This window comes from Clostridium sp. (assembly GCF_051656525.1).
In the GTDB taxonomy this organism is placed as follows: domain Bacteria; phylum Bacillota; class Clostridia; order Clostridiales; family Clostridiaceae; genus Clostridium.
The window spans coordinates 41,139-66,363 of the sequence record NZ_JBOGCC010000200.1 but is presented as its reverse complement, the minus strand read 5'-3'; the positions used below and the strand labels follow the sequence as shown (position 1 = coordinate 66,363).

General features: G+C 28.3%; 23 protein-coding genes and 1 other annotated feature. Of the genes, 15 read left to right on the top strand and 8 right to left on the bottom strand.

What is annotated here, in order from left to right:
* Both pflB and pflA read left to right on the top strand, forming a co-directional pair.
* A partial coding sequence (gene pflB / locus ACRDDY_RS10130) for a formate C-acetyltransferase (RefSeq protein ID WP_438564833.1) occupies positions 1-1,859 on the top strand: 1,859 nt, incomplete at its 5' end.
* A gap of 59 nt (positions 1,860-1,918) precedes the next feature.
* Entirely contained in the window at positions 1,919-2,623 is a 705-nt protein-coding gene (gene pflA / locus ACRDDY_RS10125; protein ID WP_438564832.1) for a pyruvate formate-lyase-activating protein, read from the top strand.
* Positions 2,624-2,674: 51 nt separating this feature from the next.
* On the opposite strand, the gene ACRDDY_RS10120 is transcribed toward pflA, so the two are convergent.
* Positions 2,675-2,866 (bottom strand): hypothetical protein, encoded by a 192-nt coding sequence (locus ACRDDY_RS10120; RefSeq protein WP_438564831.1) that lies wholly within the window; start codon positions 2,864-2,866, stop codon positions 2,675-2,677.
* 84 nt (positions 2,867-2,950) lie between these two features.
* On the bottom strand, positions 2,951-3,565 hold the full coding sequence (locus tag ACRDDY_RS10115; RefSeq protein WP_438564830.1) for a 3'-5' exonuclease: 615 nt from the start codon (positions 3,563-3,565) through the stop codon (positions 2,951-2,953).
* A gap of 394 nt (positions 3,566-3,959) precedes the next feature.
* On the opposite strand from ACRDDY_RS10115, the gene ACRDDY_RS10110 reads away from it, so the two are divergent.
* On the top strand, positions 3,960-4,910 hold the full coding sequence (locus ACRDDY_RS10110; RefSeq protein WP_438564829.1) for an L-lactate dehydrogenase: 951 nt from the start codon (positions 3,960-3,962) through the stop codon (positions 4,908-4,910).
* A 361-nt stretch (positions 4,911-5,271) separates the two neighbouring features.
* The gene (gene asnA, locus ACRDDY_RS10105) at positions 5,272-6,285 is read left to right on the top strand and encodes an aspartate--ammonia ligase (RefSeq protein WP_438564828.1); all 1,014 of its coding nucleotides are present in this window, start codon (positions 5,272-5,274) and stop codon (positions 6,283-6,285) included.
* A gap of 28 nt (positions 6,286-6,313) precedes the next feature.
* Here the strand turns inward: asnA and ACRDDY_RS10100 are convergent, their stop codons facing one another.
* On the bottom strand, positions 6,314-7,279 hold the full coding sequence (locus ACRDDY_RS10100) for a biotin--[acetyl-CoA-carboxylase] ligase (RefSeq protein ID WP_438564827.1): 966 nt from the start codon (positions 7,277-7,279) through the stop codon (positions 6,314-6,316).
* Positions 7,280-7,499: 220 nt separating this feature from the next.
* Here ACRDDY_RS10100 and ACRDDY_RS10095 point away from each other — a divergent pair, with 220 nt between their 5' ends.
* Both ACRDDY_RS10095 and ACRDDY_RS10090 read left to right on the top strand, forming a co-directional pair.
* Complete coding sequence (locus ACRDDY_RS10095) at positions 7,500-8,843, top strand: LCP family protein (protein WP_438564826.1); 1,344 nt, start codon at positions 7,500-7,502, stop codon at positions 8,841-8,843.
* Between the two features lie 174 nt (positions 8,844-9,017).
* Positions 9,018-9,665: a site-2 protease family protein gene (locus tag ACRDDY_RS10090; RefSeq protein ID WP_438564825.1), complete on the top strand. Its 648-nt coding sequence runs from the start codon at positions 9,018-9,020 to the stop codon at positions 9,663-9,665.
* A 57-nt stretch (positions 9,666-9,722) separates the two neighbouring features.
* Here ACRDDY_RS10090 and ACRDDY_RS10085 read toward each other — a convergent pair whose 3' ends face one another.
* On the bottom strand, positions 9,723-11,231 hold the full coding sequence (locus ACRDDY_RS10085; RefSeq protein WP_438564824.1) for a Ppx/GppA phosphatase family protein: 1,509 nt from the start codon (positions 11,229-11,231) through the stop codon (positions 9,723-9,725).
* Positions 11,232-11,383: 152 nt separating this feature from the next.
* Positions 11,384-11,586, top strand: a binding site (T-box leader).
* Positions 11,587-11,650: 64 nt separating this feature from the next.
* On the opposite strand from ACRDDY_RS10085, the gene argS reads away from it, so the two are divergent.
* The 3 genes from argS (at position 11,651) to ACRDDY_RS10070 (ending at position 15,383) form a co-directional block, all read left to right on the top strand.
* Complete coding sequence (argS, locus tag ACRDDY_RS10080) at positions 11,651-13,345, top strand: arginine--tRNA ligase (RefSeq protein ID WP_438564823.1); 1,695 nt, start codon at positions 11,651-11,653, stop codon at positions 13,343-13,345.
* Between the two features lie 148 nt (positions 13,346-13,493).
* The gene (locus ACRDDY_RS10075; RefSeq protein WP_438564822.1) at positions 13,494-14,603 is read left to right on the top strand and encodes an AI-2E family transporter; all 1,110 of its coding nucleotides are present in this window, start codon (positions 13,494-13,496) and stop codon (positions 14,601-14,603) included.
* 108 nt (positions 14,604-14,711) lie between these two features.
* The gene (locus ACRDDY_RS10070) at positions 14,712-15,383 is read left to right on the top strand and encodes a class I SAM-dependent methyltransferase (RefSeq protein ID WP_438564821.1); all 672 of its coding nucleotides are present in this window, start codon (positions 14,712-14,714) and stop codon (positions 15,381-15,383) included.
* 164 nt (positions 15,384-15,547) lie between these two features.
* On the opposite strand, the gene ACRDDY_RS10065 is transcribed toward ACRDDY_RS10070, so the two are convergent.
* From ACRDDY_RS10065 to ACRDDY_RS10055, 3 genes are read right to left on the bottom strand one after another with little or no spacing between them, the layout of a single operon-like run.
* On the bottom strand, positions 15,548-15,712 hold the full coding sequence (locus tag ACRDDY_RS10065) for a FeoB-associated Cys-rich membrane protein (protein WP_438564820.1): 165 nt from the start codon (positions 15,710-15,712) through the stop codon (positions 15,548-15,550).
* 12 nt (positions 15,713-15,724) lie between these two features.
* Complete coding sequence (gene feoB / locus ACRDDY_RS10060) at positions 15,725-17,488, bottom strand: ferrous iron transport protein B (RefSeq protein WP_438564819.1); 1,764 nt, start codon at positions 17,486-17,488, stop codon at positions 15,725-15,727.
* A 33-nt stretch (positions 17,489-17,521) separates the two neighbouring features.
* Complete coding sequence (locus ACRDDY_RS10055) at positions 17,522-17,740, bottom strand: FeoA family protein (RefSeq protein WP_438564818.1); 219 nt, start codon at positions 17,738-17,740, stop codon at positions 17,522-17,524.
* 207 nt (positions 17,741-17,947) lie between these two features.
* Between ACRDDY_RS10055 and ACRDDY_RS10050 the strand changes: the two genes are divergently transcribed.
* Positions 17,948-18,679: an HAD-IB family hydrolase gene (locus ACRDDY_RS10050; protein WP_438564817.1), complete on the top strand. Its 732-nt coding sequence runs from the start codon at positions 17,948-17,950 to the stop codon at positions 18,677-18,679.
* 15 nt (positions 18,680-18,694) lie between these two features.
* Entirely contained in the window at positions 18,695-19,375 is a 681-nt protein-coding gene (locus ACRDDY_RS10045) for a ribonuclease H-like domain-containing protein (RefSeq protein ID WP_438564816.1), read from the top strand.
* A gap of 9 nt (positions 19,376-19,384) precedes the next feature.
* Here the strand turns inward: ACRDDY_RS10045 and ACRDDY_RS10040 are convergent, their stop codons facing one another.
* A complete protein-coding gene (locus tag ACRDDY_RS10040) occupies positions 19,385-20,227 on the bottom strand; it encodes a ComEC/Rec2 family competence protein (RefSeq protein WP_438564815.1) in 843 nt (280 codons plus the stop codon).
* Between the two features lie 117 nt (positions 20,228-20,344).
* Here ACRDDY_RS10040 and ACRDDY_RS10035 point away from each other — a divergent pair, with 117 nt between their 5' ends.
* The 4 genes from ACRDDY_RS10035 (at position 20,345) to ACRDDY_RS10020 (ending at position 25,220) form a co-directional block, all read left to right on the top strand.
* Positions 20,345-21,058, top strand: a complete 714-nt coding sequence (locus ACRDDY_RS10035; protein ID WP_438564814.1) for a lysophospholipid acyltransferase family protein — start codon at positions 20,345-20,347, stop codon at positions 21,056-21,058.
* 158 nt (positions 21,059-21,216) lie between these two features.
* On the top strand, positions 21,217-22,236 hold the full coding sequence (locus ACRDDY_RS10030; protein WP_438564813.1) for an FAD:protein FMN transferase: 1,020 nt from the start codon (positions 21,217-21,219) through the stop codon (positions 22,234-22,236).
* A 10-nt stretch (positions 22,237-22,246) separates the two neighbouring features.
* Entirely contained in the window at positions 22,247-23,077 is an 831-nt protein-coding gene (locus tag ACRDDY_RS10025; RefSeq protein ID WP_438564812.1) for a LysR family transcriptional regulator, read from the top strand.
* Positions 23,078-23,291: 214 nt separating this feature from the next.
* The gene (locus ACRDDY_RS10020; RefSeq protein WP_438564811.1) at positions 23,292-25,220 is read left to right on the top strand and encodes an FAD-dependent oxidoreductase; all 1,929 of its coding nucleotides are present in this window, start codon (positions 23,292-23,294) and stop codon (positions 25,218-25,220) included.
* Positions 25,221-25,225: the final 5 nt, after the last annotated feature.

Genomic DNA, 25,225 nt, shown 5'->3' with positions numbered 1-25,225 from the left:
CTGAAATAGATAAATATTTCAGTGCTTACAGAAAAACTCACAACCAAGGTGTTTTTGATGCATATAGTAAAGAAACTAGAGCAGCAAGAAGTGCAGGTCTTTTAACAGGACTTCCAGATGCTTATGGTAGAGGAAGAATAATAGGAGACTATAGAAGAATAGCTCTTTATGGAGTAGATTTCTTAATAGAAGAAAAGAAAAAAGATTTAGATAATTTAACTGGTGATATGCTAGATGAATTAATCAGATCAAGAGAAGAAGTTAATGAGCAAATTAGAGCATTAGCTGCAATAAAAGAAATGGCATTAACTTATGGAGTTGATTTATCAGCACCATCACAAACAGCAAGTGAAGCAGTACAAGCAGTTTACCTTGGATATTTAGCAGCAGTTAAAGAAAATAATGGAGCTGCAATGTCATTTGGTAGAACAAGTACTTTCTTAGATATATTCATAGAAAGAGATATACAAGCTGGAACTTTAACTGAAGGTGAAGCACAAGAATTAATTGACCAATTAATAATCAAATTAAGACTTGTAAGACACTTAAGAACTCCAGAATATAACGATTTATTTGCAGGAGATCCAACTTGGGTAACTGAGTCAATTGGTGGTATGGGTATAAATGGTAAGTCTTTAGTTACTAAAAACTCATTTAGATACCTTCACACATTAATTAACTTAGGACCAGCACCAGAACCAAATATGACAATCCTTTGGTCACCAAACTTACCAGCAGGATTCAAAACTTACTGTGCTGAAATCTCAATCAAAACAGATGCAATCCAATATGAAAATGATGAAGTTATGAGACCAGTTTATGGTGATGACTATGCTATTGCATGTTGTGTATCTGCAATGCAAGTTGGTAAGCAAATGCAATTCTTTGGAGCTAGAGCAAACCTTGCTAAAGCATTACTTTACTCAATCAATGGTGGAGTAGATGAAAAGAAAGGTTCAGTAGTTATTAAAGGATTAGAAAAAATAACTGATGAAGTTTTAGATTTCGATAAAGTTAAAGCTAACTATGAAAAAGTTTTAGAAAATGTTGCTAAAACTTATGTTGATACAATGAATGTTATCCACTACATGCACGATAAGTATGCATATGAAGCAGGTCAAATGGCTTTACATGATACTAATGTAGGAAGATTAATGGCATTTGGTATAGCAGGACTTTCAGTTGTTGCTGACTCATTAAGTGCTATAAAATATGCTAAAGTAACTCCAATCAGAAATGAAGAAGGAATTGCTGTAGACTTTAAAATAGAAGGTGACTTCCCTAAATACGGAAATGATGATGATAGAGCAGATGATTTAGCTGTATATGTAACTGAAAAGTTCTCACAAGAGCTTAAAAAGCATCCATTATACAGAAATGCTAAGCACACATTATCAATCTTAACTATAACATCAAACGTTGTTTACGGTAAGAAAACTGGAGCTACTCCATGTGGAAGAAAAGCAGGAGAGCCATTTGCACCAGGAGCTAACCCAATGCACGGAAGAGATGAAAATGGAGCATTAGCATCATTAAACTCAGTTGCTAAAATAAGATATAACCCAACTTGTGAAGATGGAGTATCAAATACATTCTCAATCGTTCCAGCAGCACTAGGAAAAGAAGAGGAAGTAAGAGCTAATAACTTAGTTTCAATTTTAGATGGATATTTTACTCAAGGAGCTCACCACTTAAATGTTAACGTGTTTGATAGAACAACTTTAGAAGATGCTATGGAGCATCCAGAAAAGTATCCACAATTAACAATCAGAGTTTCAGGATATGCTGTTAACTTTAATAGATTAACTAGAAACCAACAATTAGAAGTTATAAGCAGAACATTCCATAATAGTTTATAAAAGAAAGGTGCTTAGGCACCTTTTTTTAATTAAGAGTTAAGAATTAAAAGGAGTTTTTTATGATTAAGGGAAAGATACATTCAATAGAATCTATGGGGCTTGTAGATGGGCCAGGAATCAGAGTTATTGTTTTTATGCAAGGGTGTGCTTTAAGATGTAAGTATTGCCATAATCCAGATACGTGGACTATGGATGGGGGAACTGAGTATTCACCAGAGGAGCTAGTTAAAAAGCTTGCTAGATTTAAGAGTTATTTTGAAACATCAGGTGGAGGAGTTACTTTTTCAGGTGGAGATCCTTTAAGACAACCAGGATTTTTAATAGAGACTTTAAAGTTATGTAAGGAAGCTGGAATACATACATGCTTAGATACATCAGGAGTTGGATTTGGAGAGTATGATGAAATATTAAAGTATACAGATTTAGTCCTTTTTGATGTTAAAGATGTTACAAGAGAAGGATATAAAAATGTAACTTTAATGGAGATTGATGAGTCTTTAAACTTTATTAAAGCATTAAATGAAAATAATACAAAAGTTTGGGTTAGACATGTTGTTGTACCTAATCTTACTGATGGAGAAGAGCATATTTTAGAGCTTAAAGAATTTATTAAGAAGATAAATAATGTAGAGAAAGTAGAGCTTTTACCATATCATTTATTAGGTGTTAATAAATATGAGACTATGGGCATAAAATATGCTTTAGAAGGAACAGAGCAAATGGATAAAGAAAAAATTAAAAGATATGAAGAGTTATTAAAATAAAAAAATCCATTAAAAAAGCTATCAATAATTAAAGTTATTGATAGCTTTTGTTTAGTTCTCTATAGTCTTACTTTCACGTTCACGTCTAGCTTTAACTTTCTTTGGATCATAGTAAAGGAAAGTTGAAACGAATAGTGAAATAATAAATCCAATAATTACGCTTGATGAAAAGCAATAAAAAGTATATGTTAAACAAACCACAGTAATAAGAAAGTATATAGCTGTTTTTGTATTGTTATTCATATAAAATCCCCCCTCATAATAAACCATTATATATTAATTATAAAATAACAAAATGGATATTACAAGGATTAATAGTATAAATTACTATTTAGAGTTTAGCTTATCAGTAAAGTAACCATGAGGGATTAGCTTCTTTTTTAAGCCTTCAATTACTAAAAGGTAAGTTGCAGCTGTATCAAATCTAGCATCATGATAATTACCACTTCCTTCAAATAAAGCATTAGCTTTTGCTTCTATTTGCTCATTTGTAATACCTAAAAACTTAACTACTTCTTCAAGTTTAGGGTTTTTATAAGTTCCATTAGGTTTTAGAATTTTACAAATATCTTTATAGTATCCCATAGTACAGAATGTATCTTTAGGAACATAATGAGCACCCATAGGAAGAAGCTCACTTTGCATAAACTTAATATCAAAGTTAACATTGTGTCCTATAACATAGTCAGCTTCAAAAAAGTCATCTACAAAATCACCAACTAAATCTTCAAAATACATTCCATTAGATAATTCATAAAGCTTTTCAAGTGAAAATCCATGAACAGCTTCAGCTCCTTTATCCATATCATCAACAGTAAAGAAAAAGTTTTTTCCAACTGTAGTTTGTGGTTTAGTACTAGTATCCACGGTTATATAGCTTAATTGACAAATGTGTCCTGGTCTAATACTTGTAGTTTCTGTATCAAAAAAAAGTAATTTCATTTTTAATAGTCCTCCAAAAATTTTATATTATAATTATACCTTAAAATTTATATAATAAAAGTAGTGGCATATAATAAAAAATAATTTGTTAATTCTGATATAAATGATAAGAATTAGATTGAAAATGTTTTTTTGTATAGTATAATTAGGTGAAATTAGCAAGTAAAAGTTAAAAAATTAGAATTAAGTGGAATTTTAGTGGTTAAAATGAATATTAATTTCTAAGTAAAGAGGTTCTAAAAGCTTCTGTCTAAATTTTTTTATTGTAAGGAAAAAAGAAGTTAAGAGTGAATAGTTAAGAAGTAAAGGGGAAAGAAAAATAACTGTAAATCTAAATTAAGATAACTTGTTAACTTTAATCTATTAACTTTTGATTAAAAAGGAGGACTATAATATGTTAGTTGAAGGAAAAAGAAAAGTATCTATTATTGGAGCTGGTTTTGTTGGTGCTACAACAGCTTTTGCTCTTATGAATAGTGGAATAGCTACAGAAATTTGTATCTATGATATAAATATGGATAAGGCAATGGGTGAGGTTATGGATTTAGTTCATGGAACTTCATTTGTTAAGCCTGTAAATATATATGCAGGGTCATTAGAGGAAACTAAGGATTCCGATATTGTAATTATTACAGCTGGAGCAGGACAAAAAGATGGTGAGACTAGATTAGATTTAATTGAAAAAAATTATAATATTTTTAAAGGGTTTGTGCCTGAGTTAGCTAAATTAAGTCCTAAATCAATACTTTTAGTTGTATCTAATCCTGTTGATGTATTAGCATATATAACTTATAAGTTATCAGGATTCCCAAAAGAGAGAGTTATAGGTTCAGGAACTGTTTTAGATACTTCAAGACTTAAGTATGTACTTGGAAAATATTTAAGTGTGAATAATGAAAATGTTCACTCATATGTTATAGGTGAGCATGGAGATAGTGAAGTTGTTACTTGGAGTAATGCAAGAGTTGCAGGAGAAGATATAGATCTTTATGCAGACCATTTAGAGCTTGCCTGGGATAAAGAGATAAAAAAGGTTATTGAAGATGATGTTAAAAATGCAGCATATGAAATAATTAGTAGAAAGAAAGCTACGTATTTTGCAGTGGCACTTGCTATAAATAAAATTGTTGAGGCTATTTTTAGAAACTCAAATAGTATACTAACAGTTTCAACTCTTTTTGAAGGACAATATGGAATTGATGATATGTATTTAGCTATTCCTAGTGTTGTAAGTGGAAGAGGAGTAGAAAGAATAATAGATATTCCACTATCAAAAGATGAAGAAGAAAAATTAAAAGAATCAGCTAAGATTTTAAAAGGTCACTTAGACAAATGTCATATTTAGGATAATTGAGATTTTAAAATTTAAAATTAAGTAAAGGGTGCTAAAAGGCACCCTTTATTTATATAAAATAATAAATTAATAAAAAATATCGGGAATAAAAATTAAATTTTAAAATAAGAATTAAAAGCAGTATTAATTTGAAAAGAAGAATTTGCTTAGATATAATGGGATTAAGAATTAAGAATTAAGAATTAAGAATTAAGAATTAAGAATTAAGAATTAAGAATTAAGAATTAAGAATTAAGAATTAAGAATTAAGAATTAAGAGTTAAGAGTTATGGAGAAATTACATGAGCTTTCAGGTATATTTAACTGCTAACTCTAATTTATTAAATCTTAACTAAAAAAAGGAGTGAGTTAAATGACGGTTGATGGAATTGTTGTAAAAGAGGGCTATAAAAGTAATACAAGCTTAATAGAGACTGAGAAAAATATAAAGGCTATAAAGGATTTTTTTGAAAGAAAGCTTTCTGAGGAATTGAATTTACTAAGAGTATCAGCTCCACTTTTTGTAGATAAGGCATCTGGATTAAACGATGATTTAAATGGAGTTGAGAGGCCAGTTAATTTTGATGTATTAGCTACTGGAGAAGAAGTTGAGATTGTTCATTCTCTAGCGAAGTGGAAGAGAAATAGTCTTAAAAGATATGGATTTGATATTGGACAAGGTCTTTATGCTGATATGAATGCAATAAGACGTGATGAGGAGTTAGATAATTTACATTCTATTTATGTAGATCAGTGGGATTGGGAAAAGATTATAAAAAAAGAAGATAGAAACATAAATACATTAAAAGAAACGGTTAGAAAAATTTATAATGTATTTAAGGAAACAGAAAAGTATGTAAATGATAATTTGCTTTCAGTAGGATTTGAATTACCAGATGAAATATTTTTTATAACAGCTGAGGAACTTTTAGAAAAATATAGAGATTTAGATTCTAAGGAAAGAGAAGATGCTATTTGTAAGGAATATGGTGCTGTATTTATAATGGGCATTGGTAATGAATTATCTAATGGAGAGAAACATGATGGAAGAGCACCAGATTATGACGATTGGACATTAAATGGAGATATTCTTTTTTGGAATAATATTCTAGATAGAGCTGTTGAGTTATCATCTATGGGAATTAGAGTAGATGAGAAAGCTTTAGAAGAACAATTAAAGAAGTCTAGTGCAGAGGAGAGAAAATCTTTAAAGTTTCATAAGGATTTATTAGATGGAAAATTACCATACACTATTGGTGGAGGAATTGGTCAATCAAGAATATGTATGTATTTTTTAAGAAAGATTCATATTGGAGAAGTTCAATCATCAGTATGGGATGATAAGAATAAAAAAGTTTGTGAAGAGTATGGAATAACATTATTATAATATTAAAGGCTAGCAAAATATAAATTTGCTAGCCTTTAAATGTTATTTCACCACTAATTACAGGCTTTATATTTCCTTTTGAATCTTTAATTAGTAATTCGCCATCAGAGGTTAAATCTATTAATGTGACTTTTTCACGTTTATTTATAGTAACTAAAAATGCCTCTTTATTTAAGAACATAGAATTTTCTTTAAGAAGAGCAACTGTTTTAGAAAGGTCTAAAGTTTCTAGAAAATATTTATAATCTTTTTCAAAGGTATTATAAAAGGTACTTAAAATTTCTGAAAGATTGAATTCTTTTGAAAGTTCAACTTTTAAGGAAGTGGCTTCTGTTAAATTATGAGATGAAAAATAATTTTCTTCAATATTTACATTTAAGCCAAGTCCAAGAATCAAATAATTAATCTTATCCATATCTGAATTCATAGTAGTTAGAATACCACATATTTTTTTGTTATTTAAATAAATATCATTAGGCCATTTAATTTTTGTAGTGATATTTAAAGTTTTTAAGGTTTTGTACATTGATGTTGAAGCAATAAGTGTTATCTTAGAGGCTTCTATGGGATCTATAGGAGGTGTTAGAATAATTGAGTTCCAGATGCCACCTAAAGGTGATTCCCATGTTCTAGCAAATCTACCATGGCCAGAATTTTGAGTTTTAGAGATTATACAAGTTCCATTAATAACTTTTTTCTTACATAAATTTTTGGCATAAGTATTAGTAGAATCTATACTTTCAAAAGATAATAAATGTCTGCCAATAAAGTCTGTTTCTAATAAAGGAAATATAGTATCTTTAGATAAAATATTAGGAGTTTTTAAAAGTTTATAGCCTTTATTACGAATGCTATCTATAGTATATCCTTGAAGTTTTAAACTATTAATATGTTTCCAAATAGCATTTCTACTTACGCTTAAAGATTTACTAATATTTTCTCCGGATACGTAATTATTGGATTCTTGTAAAATTTTTAGGATTTTAGATTTCATAATAAAAAGTCTCCTTTCTTACATTTTTAATTATATGACATAATTTCTTATTTTTAAACATACAATATACATAGGAATGTATAAAAATGCATAAAAATAGTATGAGAAAATACGAATAATGAAAAAAATTACTAGTCTTATTGGAAAAAATTTAATATAATAAAAAAGTGAATAATGTTAATAATATGTTAAATAAATGAACATAACTAGGGAGGATGAGATGAAGAAAGAAAGTAGTAAGGGGAAAAAATCTTTAGGGAAAAAATTTCTTATAGGGTTTAGTGTGGTATTGCTGATTATGTTTGTATGTCTTGGAGGAGGATATATGTACATAAGAAATAAGATATATAGCAATGATAAAATAGAAGGTAATGCAAATGTTAATTATAAAGAAGTTGAAGGTATAACTAATATTCTTTTAATAGGAACGGATGCTAGAAATTTAGACGAGCCATCAAGATCAGATTCTATAATGATACTAACAATTGATAATAATAAAAAGAAGCTTAAATTGACTTCTATAATGAGAGATACATTTGTAGAAATTCCAGGGCATGGGAAAAATAAAATTAATTCTGCATTGTCTCAAGGAGGAATTCCATTATTAATAGATACTATAAATACAAATTTTAATATGAATTTAAATAAATATGTAATGGTTAACTTTTGGGGATTTGAGGAAGCTATCGACATATTAGGTGGAATAGATGTAGAAATAAAAGATTATGAAATAGAAGAGTTAAATAAATTTATAGGTGAACAACATAAAGAAAAATCTCCTAAGATAAAGTACCCAGGAATGCAAAAGTTAGATGGTCAACAGGCATTATCTTATTCAAGAATTAGAAAAATAGGAAATGGAGATTATGAGAGAACAGACAGACAAAGAAGAGTTTTAGGAATAGTTGCAGAAAAGTTTAAAGAGGTAAGTATATTTAAATATCCTAGTATGATGAATGATTTATTACCACATGTAAAAACAAATATAGAACCATTTGAATTATTAAATTATGCATATACTGTATCAAAATTTCCAAGTTTTGATATAGATCAGTTAAGGTTACCAATTGAAGAGCTAACAGCAGATGTTTTAAGCTATAAAGGATATGGGGCCGTACTTTTAATTGATAGTGATCAACATGGAAAAATATTATATGATTTCATCTATAATGATAAGAAACCAACGGAAGAAAGTTATAGTGAAAGTCAGTGGAAAGAAACATTAAATAGAGAATATTATGGATATGAAGTAGGTGGAATAAATACAAATAAGAATGAAGAGGAAAAAGAGACTTTAGTAATAGAAAAAGAAGAGGCTACAAAACCAGTGGTAAAACCAGTAAAACCTTCTGTAAAACCACCATCAATAAAGCCAGAAAATCCAAAACCGGTAGTAAAGCCAGAGAAACCAGAGAAACCAGAAAAACCAGAAGAGTCGAAACCACCAGTTAAACCAGAAGAGCCAGAGATAAAACCAGATCCACCAGTAGTAAAGCCAGAACCACCGGTTAAACCAGAAGAGCCAACTAATCCATCAGATGGAACTAGTAATTCAGATAAATAATATTTTGATTAAGATGAAGCATTAGCTTCATCTTAATTTGTCAATAATAAAATGAAGAGAAAAGATAATAAGAGGTGATTTGTATATTTTTAAAAAGTAATAAATACTATATGAAAAAATGAGAAAATATGATATAATTGTAAATTATAAAATGTATTAAAGGAGCAAAAAAATATGGCAGATAAACTGTTAATGATAATATATTCAGTACCAGCGATTCTTCTAGCATTTACATTTCACTCATATGCAAAAGCGAGGATGGCAACTAGATTAGGAGATCCAACACCAAAAATGAGAGGTCAATTAAATTTAAATCCATTAACACATATAGACCCTATAGGAACACTTCTAATTTTAATATGTGGAATAGGATGGGCAAAACCTGTAGATATTGATACTAGATATTTTAAAAATTTTTATAAAGATGATTTGAAGGTAAGCTTAGCAGGACCACTTGCTAATCTTATGGTAGCGGTAGTAGCTGCTGTGGTTTATGCAATTTTAGGTGTATGTATATTAAAATTTGGGCTTGGTGGAAGTATAATAAGTACTATAGCTGTAATGATTGTATTTGTAATAAAGATTAATGTAAATTTATTTATATTTTATTTATTACCGTTACCTGGAATGGATGGATTTAATATATTTAGAGATTTAAGTCCTAAAAACTTTTATAAATATGGTGAACCATTAATTCAGCATCAATTTATTATTTTAATAGGGATAATACTTTTAGCAGGACCAATAATATCAATTCCATCAAACTTAATTGTAGATGGATTATATAATTTGATACATGTAATAATTAGTTTATTTGTATAGTAAGTTAATTTTGTTTAGAGTATAAAAAAAAGGATGAAGCAAAATGCTTCATCCTTTTTAAAATTTTTGGATAAAAAGCTGTTTTTTATAAATTTCAAAGAAGTGCTTAGAAGATCTCATAGCTTGATTTATTTCAAACTCTAAATCAAGACGTGAATTTAAATAAATAGAAACTTTATCAGAATTTATAATAACTGATAAATCACGTACAGCACCTTCAAGGCTTCTATCAAGACCTTCAGCAATTTTTAAAATTGTACCTAAGTATTCAATATGTTTTATATCTGTTTTATTTAAAATAGAACTATATGGAGCAAGAGAAAGTTTAAAGCTATTATTTCTATGAGATGCAGCAACAGCAGCACTCATAAGCATTTCTTTATGACTTAAACCTTTAAGTTCTGAATTTAATATAATATAAAAGCTATGTCTATGATGGTTATAATAATCAATGCTTGTTCCACAATCATGTAGAAGAGCAGCAGTTTTTAAGACTTTATCAAATTCAGAAGATAATTTGTGAAGAGGCTTTAATTCATTGAACAATTTTTTTGCAATGAAATAAACTTGATTTGCATGAGGTTTATTAATGTTAAGCTTATCCATTAAACTACTAATAGAATAATCTAACATATTTTCTTTAATATTAAAGTTTTCTAAAATATAATTATATATTAATCCACCACTTAAACCGTTAGATGAAGAAATAATGGTGTCAATGTTAGAAATATCTAAAATGTTTTTAAGAATTAAACTTCCAGCTACAATAATTTTAGCTTCACGAGGTTTAATACCATCAATTAGTTTTCTTGATTTTAAATCTTTAGTTTTAAAAAGATTAAAATAATGTGTAACATCATCAGAATGAAGTCTATAATTGTGTGCTACATCTAAAGGATATCTTTTCTTTATTCGATCAATACGACCTAGAGAACGAACAACTATATCACTTGAGATTAGTGAGTCAAATTCATTTTCCTTAAGCCATGAAAAATCTTCAAGAGGTAATAGATTTTCGTGAGTGGCTTGTTCTAGATTATCTAAAGAAATAACATCTTCTAAATTATAAGTGGATGTCAAATTTAAATATCCAGTAGGTAACGATACACTCTCTTTTATAGTACCATCTTTTACCCAGGAAATATGAGTAGAGCAACCCTCTATATCGACTAGAAGAGAGTTATCAAAATAAATGCTGTTAGATACAGCTAAAAAATTAAATTTAATTTCCTCTGCAACAGATAAAATTCTTATGTCGATAGATAAAAGATCTTTAATAAGATCAGCTAAAAGACAGCTATTAGTAGCTTCTCTAAAAGCTTCAGTTGCAACAGCTATTATTTTAGTTACACCTGATACTTGACACATTGATTTAAAGGATTTTAATGTTGAGATAGTTACGTTTAGTTCTTCTTCAGAAAGCTTTGTACTATCTAAAAGGCTTGTTGAAAGTGCAACAGAAGAGTGGATTTGATCTATAATTTTAAAATATCCAAGTTCGTCTACTTCTGATAACGTTAAGTTGAAAATGTCTACGCCAATTTCTATGATTCCTATTCTATTCATAAAATGTTTACTCCTTTAATGCATTATCTAAAAAATATTACTTTTTTATATTATACACCTTTTATAAATGGAATAGATTTTATTAAAGAATATTTAAGGATTTATTGACACTATGCTAATAAATTGTGTATAATTAACAAAAGAAAATGAAAAAAAATCCTGTGAAGAGAAGAGTAACTTTAAAATTTTCTTAAAGCGAGTGGGAAGTTTTGGTGTAAGCCCATAAGAAAACTAAAGTGAAGAGAGCCTCTAAGGAGTCTTTATGAAAAGACCGCAAAGAAATACTTTGCGTTAACAAAAAGAGTGGCATTTTTATGCAATTAGAGTGGTACCGCGGAATTTATTCGTCTCTTAATATTAATTAAGAGGCGTTTTTTTTATACTTAAAAATTAGATACATAATTAGGAGGAGAAGAAAGATGGATTATAAACAAAAAATAGCTGAGCTTATAAAAACAAAAGTAGATTTAGATATAGAGGATATTAAAAAACTTATAGAAATACCACCAAAATCAGATATGGGTGATTATGCATTTCCTTGTTTTCAATTAGCTAAAGTGATGAGAAAAGCACCAAATATGATTTCAGAGGAATTAAGTAAAGAGTTGTGCAAAGATGGATTTGAAGAAATAAAAGCTTTAGGACCATATGTAAATTTCTTTGTAGATAAAGGAGATTTTACAAAAACTACAATAGAAACTATTTTAACTGAAAAAGATAACTATGGTAAAAGTAATATAGGAGAAGGAAAAACTGTATGTGTTGAATACTCATCACCTAATATAGCAAAACCTTTCCATGTAGGTCATCTTTTTTCAACATCAATTGGAAACTCTTTATATAAATTATTTAAAGAAGAAGGATATAATGTTGTAGGAATAAATCATTTAGGAGACTGGGGAACACAGTTTGGTAAACTTATATCTGCATATAAAAGATGGGCAGATTTAGATGCACTTGAAAAAGCACCAATAGAGGAACTTTTAAGAATTTATGTTAAATTCCATGAAGAAGCAGAAAAAGATCCTACATTAGTTGATGAAGGAAGAATGTACTTTAAAAAATTAGAAGATGGAGACCCTGAGGCAACAGAGCTTTGGTCAAGATTTAGAGCTCTTAGCTTAAAAGAATTTGATAGAGTATATGATCTTTTAGGAGTTAAATTTGATTCTTTAAAAGGTGAAGCTTTCTATAATGATAAGATGGATGTTATTATAGATGGTTTAAAAGATAAGAAGCTTTTAGTAGAAAGTAATGGTGCACAAGTTGTAATGCTTGATGAATATAATATGCCACCTTGTATAGTATTAAAAGGTGATGGAGCAACAATTTATGCAACAAGAGATTTAGCAGCAGCAAATTATAGAAAGAACAAATATGATTTCTGTAAAAGTATATATGTAGTAGGAACTCCACAAGCATTACACTTTAAACAAGTATTTAAAGTATTAGAGCTTGAAGGAAAAGATTGGGCTAAAGACTGTGTACACGTTGGATTTGGGCTAGTTAAGTTCCCAGATGGAGGAATGTCAACAAGAAAAGGAAATGTAATATTATTAGATGACCTTTTAAGAGAAGCAGTTGAAAAAACTTTAGAAGTTATAAATGAAAAAAATCCAAATCTTGAAAATAAAGAAGAAGTGGCTAAGAAAATAGGAATAGGTGCTGTAGTATTTACTTATCTTAAAAACTCAAGAGAGAAAGATATTGTATTTGATTGGAAAGAAATTCTTTCATTTGAAGGAGAAACAGGACCATATGTTCAATATTCATATGCAAGAGCTAACTCTATATTAGAAAGAGCTGGAGAAGTAGATTTTAGTAAGGCAGATTATTCATTATTAAGCACAAAAGAAGAATTTGAACTTGTAAAATCATTAGAAAACTTTAAGAAAAATATCCATAATGCGATAGAAAAATTAGAACCATGTGTTATAACTAGATATGCAATTGATGTAGCAAAATCATTTAATAAATTCTATAATGCACATTCAGTATTAAATTTAGAAGATGAAAGTTTAAAAATAACAAGATTAGCACTTGTTAAAGCTAGCTGTCAAGTAATAAAGAATGCATTAGGATTAATAGGAATAGATGTAGTAGAAAAAATGTAATAGTATAATAAAAAAAGAAAAAGTCTATCTGTATGGATAGACTTTTTTTGTCTACAATAATAAGTGAATAAATTTAATGAACATTTAATAAAGTGTAACTAAAAAGTGAAGGGAATATATGTTATACTGAAAAAAAGGGGGGAGGAGAATGCTTAAAAAAAATATAAGATATTTAGATATACTTGTATTAGTTATTGTAATAGTAATAGGGTATAAAATAGTTGATAATTATAACGTATATTTTTCATTGATTAAAAAGTTTTTAGTTATTCTAAGTCCATTTATATATGCAATTATAATAGCATATATATTAAATCCAATTATGAAGCTTTTTGAGAAGCGATGTAAGCTTAAAAGAGGAATAGCAGTTGCTATAACGTATATTTTAGTTACAGGAATTGTGGTTATAATAGGGCTTTACGTGATACCAAGTGTAATAGACAGTATTATTTCTATGACAAAGGAAATCCCAAGCTATGTAGCTAAAGGACAAGAATGGCTAAATGATTTACTAAGAGATGATAGGTTTTATGATTTAATGAAAGATGCTGGAATTCTTCAAACTATCACAAATATTTCAACCAAGTTTGGAACTATGGCAGTAGGAATGCTTGAAAGTTCAGTTACATCATTACTATCTATTACTGCAAATGTGGTAATGGCTGGATTTGGATTTTTAGTTTCTATATATATTCTTTTAGATAAGGAAAGGCTTATATATAATGTAAAATTATTATTTACTATGGTATCAGGTGAAAGAATAGGATTAAGAGTTTTAAATGTACTAAGATTATATAATAAAATGATAGGAGTATATGTTGGAACAAAAGCATTAGACTCAACAATTATTGGAATTATTGCCTTAATAGGTCTTATAATATTAGATGCGCCTTATGCAATACTTTTAGCTATAGTAGTAGGTTTTACTAATATGATTCCATACTTTGGACCATTTATAGGAGAAATCGTGGCAGCTATAGTATGCGTATTTGTATCACCGTGGAAAGCAATTATTGTATTTCTGTTTTTATTAGGAGTACAGCAATTTGATGCATGGTATTTAGATCCAAAACTTATAGGGGATAAAGTTGGAGTAAAACCATTTTTCATAATACTTGGAGTAACAATAGGAGGAGGTTTTTTTGGACCAATAGGAATGCTTCTTGCATCACCAACCATTGCTACAATAAAAATATATTATGATAAGAGAGTTGAAAAGTACGAAAAAAATAATAAGGAAGTTATAGAAAGATTATAATACATAAAAGCTTAAGAGGAAATTTCTTCTTAGCTTTTATTTGTATGTAGAAGAATTTTATATGAAAATAACATAGTATGTAGCAAGAACAACATAAAGGAGAGAATTATGAAAGATATTGAAGAAAAAGGTCTGTCAAGATTTATAAATGTGGACGATGAAAAAACTAATGATTTTGTATATCCAATAAGCAATGAATGGTGGAGCAGACTTTATGAATATCCTTGGGCAGGAACCTTTGCAGAAGGTAAAGATATTTGTTTAGATGCAGCATGTGGAATAGGACATCATTTAAAATATTATTTAGCTGAAAATTGTACAAAGGTATATGCTTGTGATTTAGATCCACTCTTAAATAATAGGAAGGGAATGCTTGAGTCAGTAAAAAATAGTTTTGGTATAAAGGCATATAATAGAATTATGAAAAATGCTCATAAAATAGAATTTAAAGTAGAAAACTTAATTAATTTATCATATGAAGATAGGATGTTTGATAAAATATACTGTATTTCAGTACTTGAGCATATGACAGAAGAGGATAGAAAGCATACTTTAATAGAGTTTAATAGATGCTTAAAAGATGATGGAATTATAGTTATAACTATGGATTATCCATCAGTAGAATTAGAAAGTTTTAAAAGAAGTTTAGAGGAAAGTGGATTGAAGTTTACGTATGGATATGATTTTGTAGAAAGAGAAAATATATTAGTGTCTACAATATATCCAGGATTAAAATGTTTTAGAAGTGTTTTAAGTAAAAATAATTTGACTTATTTATAGAATGATGTTATTCTAAGTGAGCAGTTGGTACGTATAAGTGCTTACTACAGGGGCTTGGTTTGTCTTTCGCCGGATTTCCAAGCCCCATTTATATTTTAAGAATATAATTTTGTAAATGATGATAAATAAAAGCCAGTTATTTTTTAGAGTAACTGGCTTTTGAGTTATTTAAATGTGATATTATTTTTGTTTTCTGCTTTTCTTGACGGACAAGATTTGTGGCAGTCACCACAATTACATGCACCCTTAGATGTTTTCTTTACGTTTTTATATATAATAAAAGCTGCTATTATAACAATTAATCCTGTAATAATTATTTCTATTCCCATAAATATTTCCTCCTATATAAACAAGCTTCCAATAGAGAATACTATAAATGAACATCCCCAAGCTAGAACACATTGGAATACGAATGAAAATACTGTAAGCTTAGTTCCAAATTCTTTCTTCATAGCTCCAATTGTTGATACACAAGGAACATATAAAAGTACGAATATAAGGAATGAATAAGCTGCAAGTGACGAGAAGAAATGAGGTAATATAATTGATAAATCGCCAGCATAAACTATCTGCATTGTAGATATAACAGTTTCTTTTGCTAAAAGTCCAGATAGAAGGGAAACTGATGCTTGCCAATTTCCAAAGCCAAGCGGTGTAAAAATTGGAGCTATAACATGTCCTATTTGTGCTAAGAAACTATTATTTATATCTGTAGCCATGCCATGGATATTAAAATTTGATAAGAACCATATTAAAACACTCATTGCAAAAATAAGAGTTCCTGCTTTTTTTAAGAATGATTTACATTTATCCCATGTTTGAAAACCAATTGAATTAAATTGTGGCATACTATATGCAGGTAATTCTATAATAAAAGGTTCTTCCTCTTTTCTAAATAAAGTTTTCTTAAATATAATTCCAAATCCAAAGGCTATAAGTACGCTTATAAGATATAAAGAAGCAACTATAAGTCCTTGATGTTCTTTAAAGAAAATTGATACAAAGGCTGAGAAAATAGCAAGTCTTGCATTACATGACATTAATGGAACAAGAAGTGCTGTAAGTTTTCTATCTTTTTCACTTTCTAAAGTTCTAGCAGACATAAGTGCAGGAACATTACAACCAAAGCTTATTATAAGTGGAATAAATGCTTTTCCTGAAAGACCCATCTTTCTCATTATTTTATCCATTAAGAAAGCAACTCTTGCCATATAGCCACTTTCTTCTAAAAATGTTATACAAATAAAAAGAGTTAAAATAACAGGAAGTAAAACAATAACACTTCCAACTCCTCCTACAATACCATCTACAAGAAGTGAACTAAACCAAGGTGAAGTTCCTGAAAGTAAATGTGAAAGCCATGGAATTAAATTTTCATTTAGTAAACCATCTAATAAATCAGAAATTGGTTGTCCTACCCAAGCAAATGTTAATTGAAACATAAGTGCAATTGCAATTATAAATAAAGGAAATGCAAGTATTGGATGTAAAAAAAACTTATCTAATTTCTCAGTAAAAGGTCTTTCTATAGATTTAGAAGACTTAATAGATTTTTTTAATACATCTTCAATAAAAGAATAGGCATCTTTTTCACTATTAAAGTTAAACTTTTCATTTGAAGTAGAAGTTTTATAACTTTTAGTTTCAATGGTTTCTATAATTTCATTAATACCAAATTTTTTTGCAGCTGATATAGGAATTACAGTTACATCCATTTCAGATGAAAGTTTTTCATAATCTATTAAAAATCCATTATTCTCTAATATATCTACCATGTTAACAGCAAGTATTATAGGCTTATTAAATTTTTTTAGTTGAGTAGTTAAATAAAGGTTTCTATCAAGTTTAGAACCATCTACTATATTTAAGATAACATCTACATCATCTTGTAAAAGAAATTCTTTAGAAACAATTTCTTCGTTAGAAAAAGTATCCATAGCATAAATACCAGGTAAATCTACTATCTTTATATCATTAAAATAACCTTCTTTTTTATCTACTGTAACACCAGGCCAGTTACCAACATATTGGTTAGAACCTGTTAGTGCATTGAATAGGGTAGTTTTTCCAACGTTTGGATTACCCAGTAAAGCAACTGTAGTCATTATTATATTCCTCCTAAGTAATTGTGAAATTTATTAAGCTAATGTAATATTTTTCGCATCATTTTTTCTTATTGCTAAATCAAATCCCCTAAATGAAATTATTAATGGATCTTTAAAAGGTGAAAGAGCTTTTAGTTTTACTTCTGTTCCTTCTAAACAGCCTAAAGCTAATAACCTTTTAGCTAATTTTTCATCTCCATTTATTGAAGAAATTATTCCAGATTGTCCTATTTTTAAATCGCTTAAACTCATATTTCGCACCTCGCAATGAAATTCATTATCATATTCTTTAGTTATAATATACGTTAAATGATAACTAATGTCAACTAAAAATGAAAAAAAGGTAAATAAAAATAATAAAATAAGAAAAAACTAAATAGTTAAAAGTATATTGATGATTTTAATTTTATTTAATGAGATAATATACTTAAAAAGTTACATACATAGGAGGAAAAAATAATGGAAAAAAGAGTAGCAGCATTTTTTGATATAGATGGAACACTATATAGAGAAGGTCTTATAACAGAAGTTTTTAAAAAAATGATAAAGTATGAATTAATAGAGCAAGAAAAATGGTTTAATGAAGTAAAACCAGAATATACAAGATGGGATAGAAGACAAGGAGATTATGATGATTATCTATTAAAGATGATAGATATATATATGGATGCAATAAAAGGATTGTCTAAACACCAAATAGAGTTTATAGCACAAAGAGTTATTGAACAGAAAGGTGATAGAGTGTATACTTTTACTAGAGATAGAATAAAATGGCATAAAGAGCAAGGGCATATAATATTAACTATATCAGGTTCACCAAGTGAGTTAGTTAAACAAATGGCAGAAAAGTATGGTTTTGATGATTTTAGAGGAGCAACGTATTTAGTAGATAGTGAAGATAATTACACAGGTGAAGTTATTCCAATGTGGGATAGTGAAAGTAAAGAAAAAGCTATTAAAGAGTTAGTACAGAAATATGATATAGATCTTTCTAAAAGTTATGCATATGGTGATACAGCAGGAGATTATACAATGTTTAAAAACGTACAAAATCCATATTGTATGAATCCAACTAAAGAACTATTAAAACAAGTTTTAAAGGATGAAGAATTAAAAGAGAAAATAAATATAATAGTAGAAAGAAAAGATGTAACATATAAATTAAATGTAAAAGATATAGAATTCAATTAGAAGAGAGTTGATACTGTGATAATTAAAGAGAATAGGATAAAAGTAGAAAATATAAATGAAGAGTTTAAATTAAATATAGAAGAGAATGTAGCATTAGATGAAATAATATTTTTTGATTTAGAACATTACGTCTATAAGAAACCTAAATGTATTGGCGTATTTGGAGCGGCTATATATAAAAAAGAGGAAGGCGAACTTTTAGTAACTCAGTACATGATTGAGAATAAAAGGGAAGTTCGTGATATTCTTCATTTATCTTTAAACTATTTTAAAGATATGAAGAGTAAAGGTAAGAAAGCTATATCAACTTTTTCAGGAAATAATGATTTCACAGTTATAAAATATTTATTTAATAAGTTTAATATTGAATATGATTTTGAAGAAGAATTTTATTCTATAGATTTACAGAAGTATTATGAAAAAGAAATGGGAACATCAATAGGACTTAAAAATTTAGAAAAAATTTTTCAAATTGAAAGGGAAGGCGAAGTTATAAGTGGTTCAAATCTTGCAAAAACTTTTTATAAAGTATTAAAAGATTCAGAATACATAAAAAGAATGCCTTATGATAAAATTGAAAAAATTTTGCTTTATAATGAGCAAGATGTTGTTAATTTATTTTATATATTTTTAAATTGGGAAAAGTATATAGAAAAGAAAATTGAAGAAGAAAAAAAAGAAAATAAGACACAATAGATTTGTGGCTTATTTTTTTGTATAAATATCAGTGCCATTACTTAATAAAAGAATTGTTCCCATTAAATCAGTTCTTAAAAGAGGAATATCAAAATTCTCTAGAAGTGCTATAGTTTCCTTATTAGGATGATTATAGTTATTGTTTTCACCACAAGAAGCAATGGAAATGCTTGGTGTTGTAAACTTAAGAAATTCTTCTGTAGTAGATGTTTTAGAACCATGATGTCCTAATTTAAGAACATCTATATCTAAATTATTATAATTACTATAAAGATAGTTATGTGCATCAATTTCAGCATCTCCTGTAAACAGAAAACTAGTATCTTTGAAATCAATTTTAATAATGGCAGAATAATTATTAAGATTATCAGTAATTAAGTTAGGTGGAGGATAGAAGACAGATATATTAATATCATCATCTATAAAAAGACTGGTATTTTCATCTAAAATATTTATTTTAAGTTTTTTACGATTTAAAGCTGAGAGAATATCAGATACAGGAGCAGAGGGGCTATCTACATTTGGTGCATAGATATTCTTAACAGTTAAAGTATCAATAATTTCATCAGTATTTCCAATATGATCTTCATGAGGATGAGTCATAATTAGATAGTCAATTGTAGTTATATTGAGTTTTGAAAGATAATCTAGAAGCTCATCTTCATAGTCTCTAGGACCAGAATCAATAAGCATAGTAAAATCTTTATATTTAATAAGAGTAGAATCTCCTTGACCAACATCAAAAAAATAAACTTGAAGAGGAAATGTAGAATAAGAATTATTACTACAACATGATAATTGTGTGGTAAATAGAAGAAGTAATATTAAGAAGAATTGCTTTTTAAGTTTCATAAATAACCTCCGAAGTTAAAGATATATATTAAAGTATTGCCAATAAAGGCAAAAAATAAAATTTGCGTTAATTTTTTTTAGGGATTATAATATAAGAAAAAATTAAGAGGTGAATATATGAGAATTTTCAAATATATACAATATGGAGTATGTCTTGTTAGTTTAAAATGTAAAAGTTTTAAATTTAATAGAATTAAAAAAAATGATGGAGAGGATGATGCATTTAAGTATGCACAAGATGTATTTTTAAAGTGGAGTGAAGATACATTGAGAATTATAGGAATTGATTTAGAAATAAAAGGAATAGAAAATATACCAAAAGAAACTTGTGCATTTATTGGAAATCATCAAAGTATTTTAGATATTCCTACATTGAAATGTGCATTGCGTGGTAGAATGATTGGATTTGTAGCTAAAAAAGAATCATTAGAATATCCTATATTAGGATTTTGGATAAAAAATACTAATTGTGTTCCATTAGATAGAGAAAATCCAAGAGAAGCTATAAGATCTATAGTAAGAGGTTCTGAGTATATAAAAGAGGGTTATAATATGGTTATATTTCCGGAAGGAACAAGATCAAAAGATGGGCAAGTACATGAATTTAAAAAAGGTAGTACAAAACTTGCAACAAAAGCTAAAGCACCAATAGTACCCTTTTCAATAGATGGTACTTCAAAGTGCTTTGAAGTAGATAGAAAATTTAAAGATGGAAAAGTAACGATAGTTTTTGGAGAGCCTATATATACAAAGGATATTAGTAAAGAAGAGGAAAAAAGTTTAGCTTCAGTTTTAGAAGAAAGAGTGAAAAAAAATATGATACGAGTATAAAAAAAACCTTTTAAGTAAATTGCTTAAAAGGTTTTTTCTTTTTTAATAATTAAATTTAAAAAGATTATATAAATATTGAAAAGAAGTATAAGAAGATGTAAAATATTAATAAATAGTTAATTAAGTGAATAAAAAATTAACTAAGGATAGGAGGATATATGAGAGAAAAAATATATGGTCTAGTACTTATCATATTAAGCTTTGGACTTATGTCTTGTGGAGAAAAAGAAGAGAGTATTAAAAGTAGGACTGAATTATTTATGGGTACTGCAATAAATGTAAAAATATATGATGGGAAAGAAAAGGTATTAGATAGAGTCTTTGATGAAATAAAAGAAATAGAGGATAAAGCAAGTATAAATAAGGAAGGAACAGAGGTTACTAATATAAATGAAAATGCAGGAATAAGAGGTGTAGGGGTTAGTGATAATATATTTGAGATAATCAAAGAGGGAAAGAAGTACTCAAAAATGTCAGAAGGAAAATATGATATAACAATAGGACCGTTAGTAAAGCTATGGAGTATAGGGTTACCAGAAGCTAAGAAACCAGAAGAAAAAGAGATTTTAGAAGTATTAAAAAAGATAAATTATAAGGATTTAGAAATAAATGAAGAAAGTAAAGAAGTATTTCTAAAGAAAAAAGGAATGATATTAGATTTAGGAAGTATAGCAAAAGGATATACAGCTGATAGAATAAAGGAAATATTAGAAGAAGAGGGCGTAAAAAAGGGAATAATAGATTTAGGTGGAAATATATATGCGTTTGGAGAAAAAGGAGAAAATGACCCATGGAAAATAGGGATACAAAATCCATTTTCAGATAGAGGGGATGTAGTAGGTGCTGTTAAGGTTAAGGACAAGTCTGTTGTGACTACAGGTATATATGAAAGATTTCTAGAAGAGGGTGGAAAGAAATATCATCATATTTTAAATCCTAAAACAGGATATCCATATGAAGGTGAGATAGGTGGGGTAAGTATAATATCAGATAAATCTATAGATGGAGATGCACTTTCAACTTTAGTATTTACTTTAGGAATAGATAAAGGTATTGAGTTTATAGAGAAATTAGAAGGCATAGAGTGTATTTTTGTAGATAAAAATAAGAATGTATACTTATCAAGTGGGATAAAAGATAATTTTGAACTTATAAATAATGATTTCAAAATTAAATAAGGAGAAGAGAATGAATATAGAGAGTTTAAAATATTTTCATGATATTGTTGAGTTAAAGAGTATATCAAAAGTAGCTAAAAATTCACATATATCACAACCAGCATTGAGCCATCAGTTATTTAAACTAGAAAATGAATTTAATAATAAATTATTAGAGAGAAGTAATAAAGGTGTAGAAATAACAGAAAAAGGCCAAATTGTGTATGAGTATTCTAAAAAGATATTAGAAATATATAAGGAATTAGAATATGAATTAAATAAAAATGAAATGACAAAAAAGGAGTTAAAAGTAACTAATACAAATATATATGCGAATTATATTTTTTCGTCTATTGCAGGTGGTATAGGAAGTATATTTGATACTTTTAATGTTCAAATGAATAAAGATATAAAAAGTAGAGGAGAAGCACTTCTTATAAATAAAAAATCAGATATTATAATTGGAAATTATAAAATTGAATATGAAGATATAAAATGCGAGTATATAGGTAAAGATAAACTTGTTCTAGTTAGTAAAAAAGAGATTGAAAATTTTGAGAATATAAGAGTAGGGATATTAGATGATGTACATTCAACTAAAGTTGAGGATAGGGTAAGAGAAAAGGGATTAAATTTAGTATTAAAAAGCAATTCAACAGGAATTATAAATGGCTTTTTAGAAGGAAAACAAACATGTGCAATAATATCCAGTTCAGAGGCTAAGGAGAAACGAGATCTATATATTTATGAAATAAATGACTGTTATTATGATATATACATATCATATAGAAAAGATATAAATTTAGAGATGAAAAATAGAATTAGAGGATTGAAAGAGAAAATTATAAACATAATTAAATAGGGTATTTAAAAAAGTTATATATAATATAAAATAGTTATGACTAAATAGAAAGTTAGGAGGATATAAATTTATAAAAGCCTATAAAATAGCCATTTATAAAGAGTAGGGATGTTTAGAAATATACAAATTGGATAGTGGACAAGATAAAAATATGTATATAGAATGAATAAAGAAAATAAGATAAGGCTATATCAAAGAAGGGATTGATAAATTTATGACAACTAAAATTGTTATTTTAGGTGCAGGTTATGCAGGAGTACATGCAGCTAAAAAATTAGGAAGGAAATATAAAAAAAGAGATGATGTGGAGATTACATTGATTGATAAAAATCCATATCATACGTTAATGACGGAATTACATGAAGTGGCAGGCGGAAGAGTGCCAGAAGAATCGGTGAAAATCGAGTTATCAAGAATATTTCATAAAAGTAAGGTTAAAGTTATTGTTGACTTAATAGAAAATGTAGATACTGATAATAAAAAGATTAAGACAAGCAATGATGTATTTGAATATGATTATTTAATGATTGGAATGGGTAGTGAACCAGCATTTTTTGGAGTTCCAGGAGTTAAAGAAAATGGATTTACATTATGGTCTTTAGAAGATGCATTAAGAATAAAAGAACATATAAAAGATAGAGTAAAAGAAGCATCTTTTGAAAGAAATAAAGAGAAAAGAAAAAGAATGCTTACATTTGTTGTGGCAGGTTCAGGATTTACAGGAATTGAAATGGCAGGAGAGCTTTTAGAATGGAAAGAAGTTTTAGCTAAAAAATATAGAGTAAATTCTGAAGAGATTAGAATTTTAGTTGTAGAAGCAATGGGAACAATACTAAATATGCTAGATAGAAAGCAAGCTGATAAAGCTGAAAAGTATATGGCAAAACATAAGGTTGAAGTTCTAAAAAATTCTCCAATAACTGAGGTAACAAAAAATACAATAAAATTAAAAAATGGACAAGTCATACCAACAGAAACTTTAATCTGGACATGTGGAATACAAGCAAACAATGATTTAGAAGAACTAGAAGTAGAAAAGGCAAGAGCAGGAAGATACAAGACTAATGAATACATGGAAGCTGTGGGAATAAACGATGTATACATAGTTGGAGATCTGGCATATCTTGAAGATGAAAAAGGTAATGGAAATCCGCAGATAGTTGAAGCGGCAGAGCAAACAGCGGTTGCAGCAGCTAAGAATATAATAAATAAGATTGAAGGAAAAGAAGAGAAGGTAAAGTTTAAACCTAATTATCATGGATTTATGGTATCTATTGGTGGAAGATATGGAGTTGCAAATTTAATGGGAGTTAAACTTTCAGGATTTTTTGCAATGGTTATGAAGCATTTAATTAATATGGTGTATTTATTTAGTGTAAATGATGTACATGCTGTATATAATTACCTTCAACATGAATTTTTTGCAATGAAGGAAAGAAGATGTATTTTAAGAGGTCATTTATCTTCAAAAGGAAATAGATTATGGTTAGTGCCTCTTAGAATATATATAGGATTTTTATGGCTTTTTGAAGGGCTTAAAAAGTTTATTGGAGAAGAAACTTGGAAAGGAGCATTTGATGGAGCAGAAGGTGCATTTTCAAAGGCAGATGGTTTTATTGATGGAATAGGAGCATATGTAACTAGTCTAGGAGATAATTTAGTTATAGGTTGGGATAGTTGGATGAAGATGGGGAATGTTAAAATGCCATTTTCATGGCTTCAAGATGCAACATCGGGTGCATCAGAAGTAGTAGAAGGAGCAGCTAATATGCCAGAACCAATATTTGAGATAATGCCAAAGTTTTATGAAGCTATAATGCAAGTATTTATGCCAAATGCAGAGATTGCAGTATGGGCGCAAAGAGTAGTTGTAATTATGGAAATAGGAATAGGCCTTTGTCTAATAGTTGGATTATTTACATTCTTAGCAAGTGCAGCTTCAGCATTTATGACAGTAAACTTTATTTTATCAGCAATGGCTGGTGTAGAAATCCTTTGGTTTACATTTGGAAGTATAGCACTAATGAGTGGTGCAGGAAGAACATTTGGTTTAGATTATTATATAATGCCGTGGATAAGTGAGATTGCATCTAATTTGTGGATGGGAAAAAGAAAACCTATATATGAAATCCATAGTAAATAAAAAAA

Excerpts from the sequence above, each read along its gene's own strand:
- pflA (WP_438564832.1), top strand. The coding sequence starts at position 1,919 with ATGATTAAGGGAAAGATACATTCAATAGAATCTATGGGGCTTGTAGAT.
- ACRDDY_RS10120 (WP_438564831.1), bottom strand. The coding sequence starts at position 2,866 with ATGAATAACAATACAAAAACAGCTATATACTTTCTTATTACTGTGGTT.
- ACRDDY_RS10115 (WP_438564830.1), bottom strand. The coding sequence starts at position 3,565 with ATGAAATTACTTTTTTTTGATACAGAAACTACAAGTATTAGACCAGGA.
- ACRDDY_RS10110 (WP_438564829.1), top strand. The coding sequence starts at position 3,960 with ATGTTAGTTGAAGGAAAAAGAAAAGTATCTATTATTGGAGCTGGTTTT.
- asnA (WP_438564828.1), top strand. The coding sequence starts at position 5,272 with ATGACGGTTGATGGAATTGTTGTAAAAGAGGGCTATAAAAGTAATACA.
- ACRDDY_RS10100 (WP_438564827.1), bottom strand. The coding sequence starts at position 7,279 with ATGAAATCTAAAATCCTAAAAATTTTACAAGAATCCAATAATTACGTA.
- ACRDDY_RS10095 (WP_438564826.1), top strand. The coding sequence starts at position 7,500 with ATGAAGAAAGAAAGTAGTAAGGGGAAAAAATCTTTAGGGAAAAAATTT.
- ACRDDY_RS10090 (WP_438564825.1), top strand. The coding sequence starts at position 9,018 with ATGGCAGATAAACTGTTAATGATAATATATTCAGTACCAGCGATTCTT.
- ACRDDY_RS10085 (WP_438564824.1), bottom strand. The coding sequence starts at position 11,231 with ATGAATAGAATAGGAATCATAGAAATTGGCGTAGACATTTTCAACTTA.
- argS (WP_438564823.1), top strand. The coding sequence starts at position 11,651 with ATGGATTATAAACAAAAAATAGCTGAGCTTATAAAAACAAAAGTAGAT.
- ACRDDY_RS10075 (WP_438564822.1), top strand. The coding sequence starts at position 13,494 with ATGCTTAAAAAAAATATAAGATATTTAGATATACTTGTATTAGTTATT.
- ACRDDY_RS10070 (WP_438564821.1), top strand. The coding sequence starts at position 14,712 with ATGAAAGATATTGAAGAAAAAGGTCTGTCAAGATTTATAAATGTGGAC.
- ACRDDY_RS10065 (WP_438564820.1), bottom strand. The coding sequence starts at position 15,712 with ATGGGAATAGAAATAATTATTACAGGATTAATTGTTATAATAGCAGCT.
- feoB (WP_438564819.1), bottom strand. The coding sequence starts at position 17,488 with ATGACTACAGTTGCTTTACTGGGTAATCCAAACGTTGGAAAAACTACC.
- ACRDDY_RS10055 (WP_438564818.1), bottom strand. The coding sequence starts at position 17,740 with ATGAGTTTAAGCGATTTAAAAATAGGACAATCTGGAATAATTTCTTCA.
- ACRDDY_RS10050 (WP_438564817.1), top strand. The coding sequence starts at position 17,948 with ATGGAAAAAAGAGTAGCAGCATTTTTTGATATAGATGGAACACTATAT.
- ACRDDY_RS10040 (WP_438564815.1), bottom strand. The coding sequence starts at position 20,227 with ATGAAACTTAAAAAGCAATTCTTCTTAATATTACTTCTTCTATTTACC.
- ACRDDY_RS10035 (WP_438564814.1), top strand. The coding sequence starts at position 20,345 with ATGAGAATTTTCAAATATATACAATATGGAGTATGTCTTGTTAGTTTA.
- ACRDDY_RS10030 (WP_438564813.1), top strand. The coding sequence starts at position 21,217 with ATGAGAGAAAAAATATATGGTCTAGTACTTATCATATTAAGCTTTGGA.
- ACRDDY_RS10025 (WP_438564812.1), top strand. The coding sequence starts at position 22,247 with ATGAATATAGAGAGTTTAAAATATTTTCATGATATTGTTGAGTTAAAG.
- ACRDDY_RS10020 (WP_438564811.1), top strand. The coding sequence starts at position 23,292 with ATGACAACTAAAATTGTTATTTTAGGTGCAGGTTATGCAGGAGTACAT.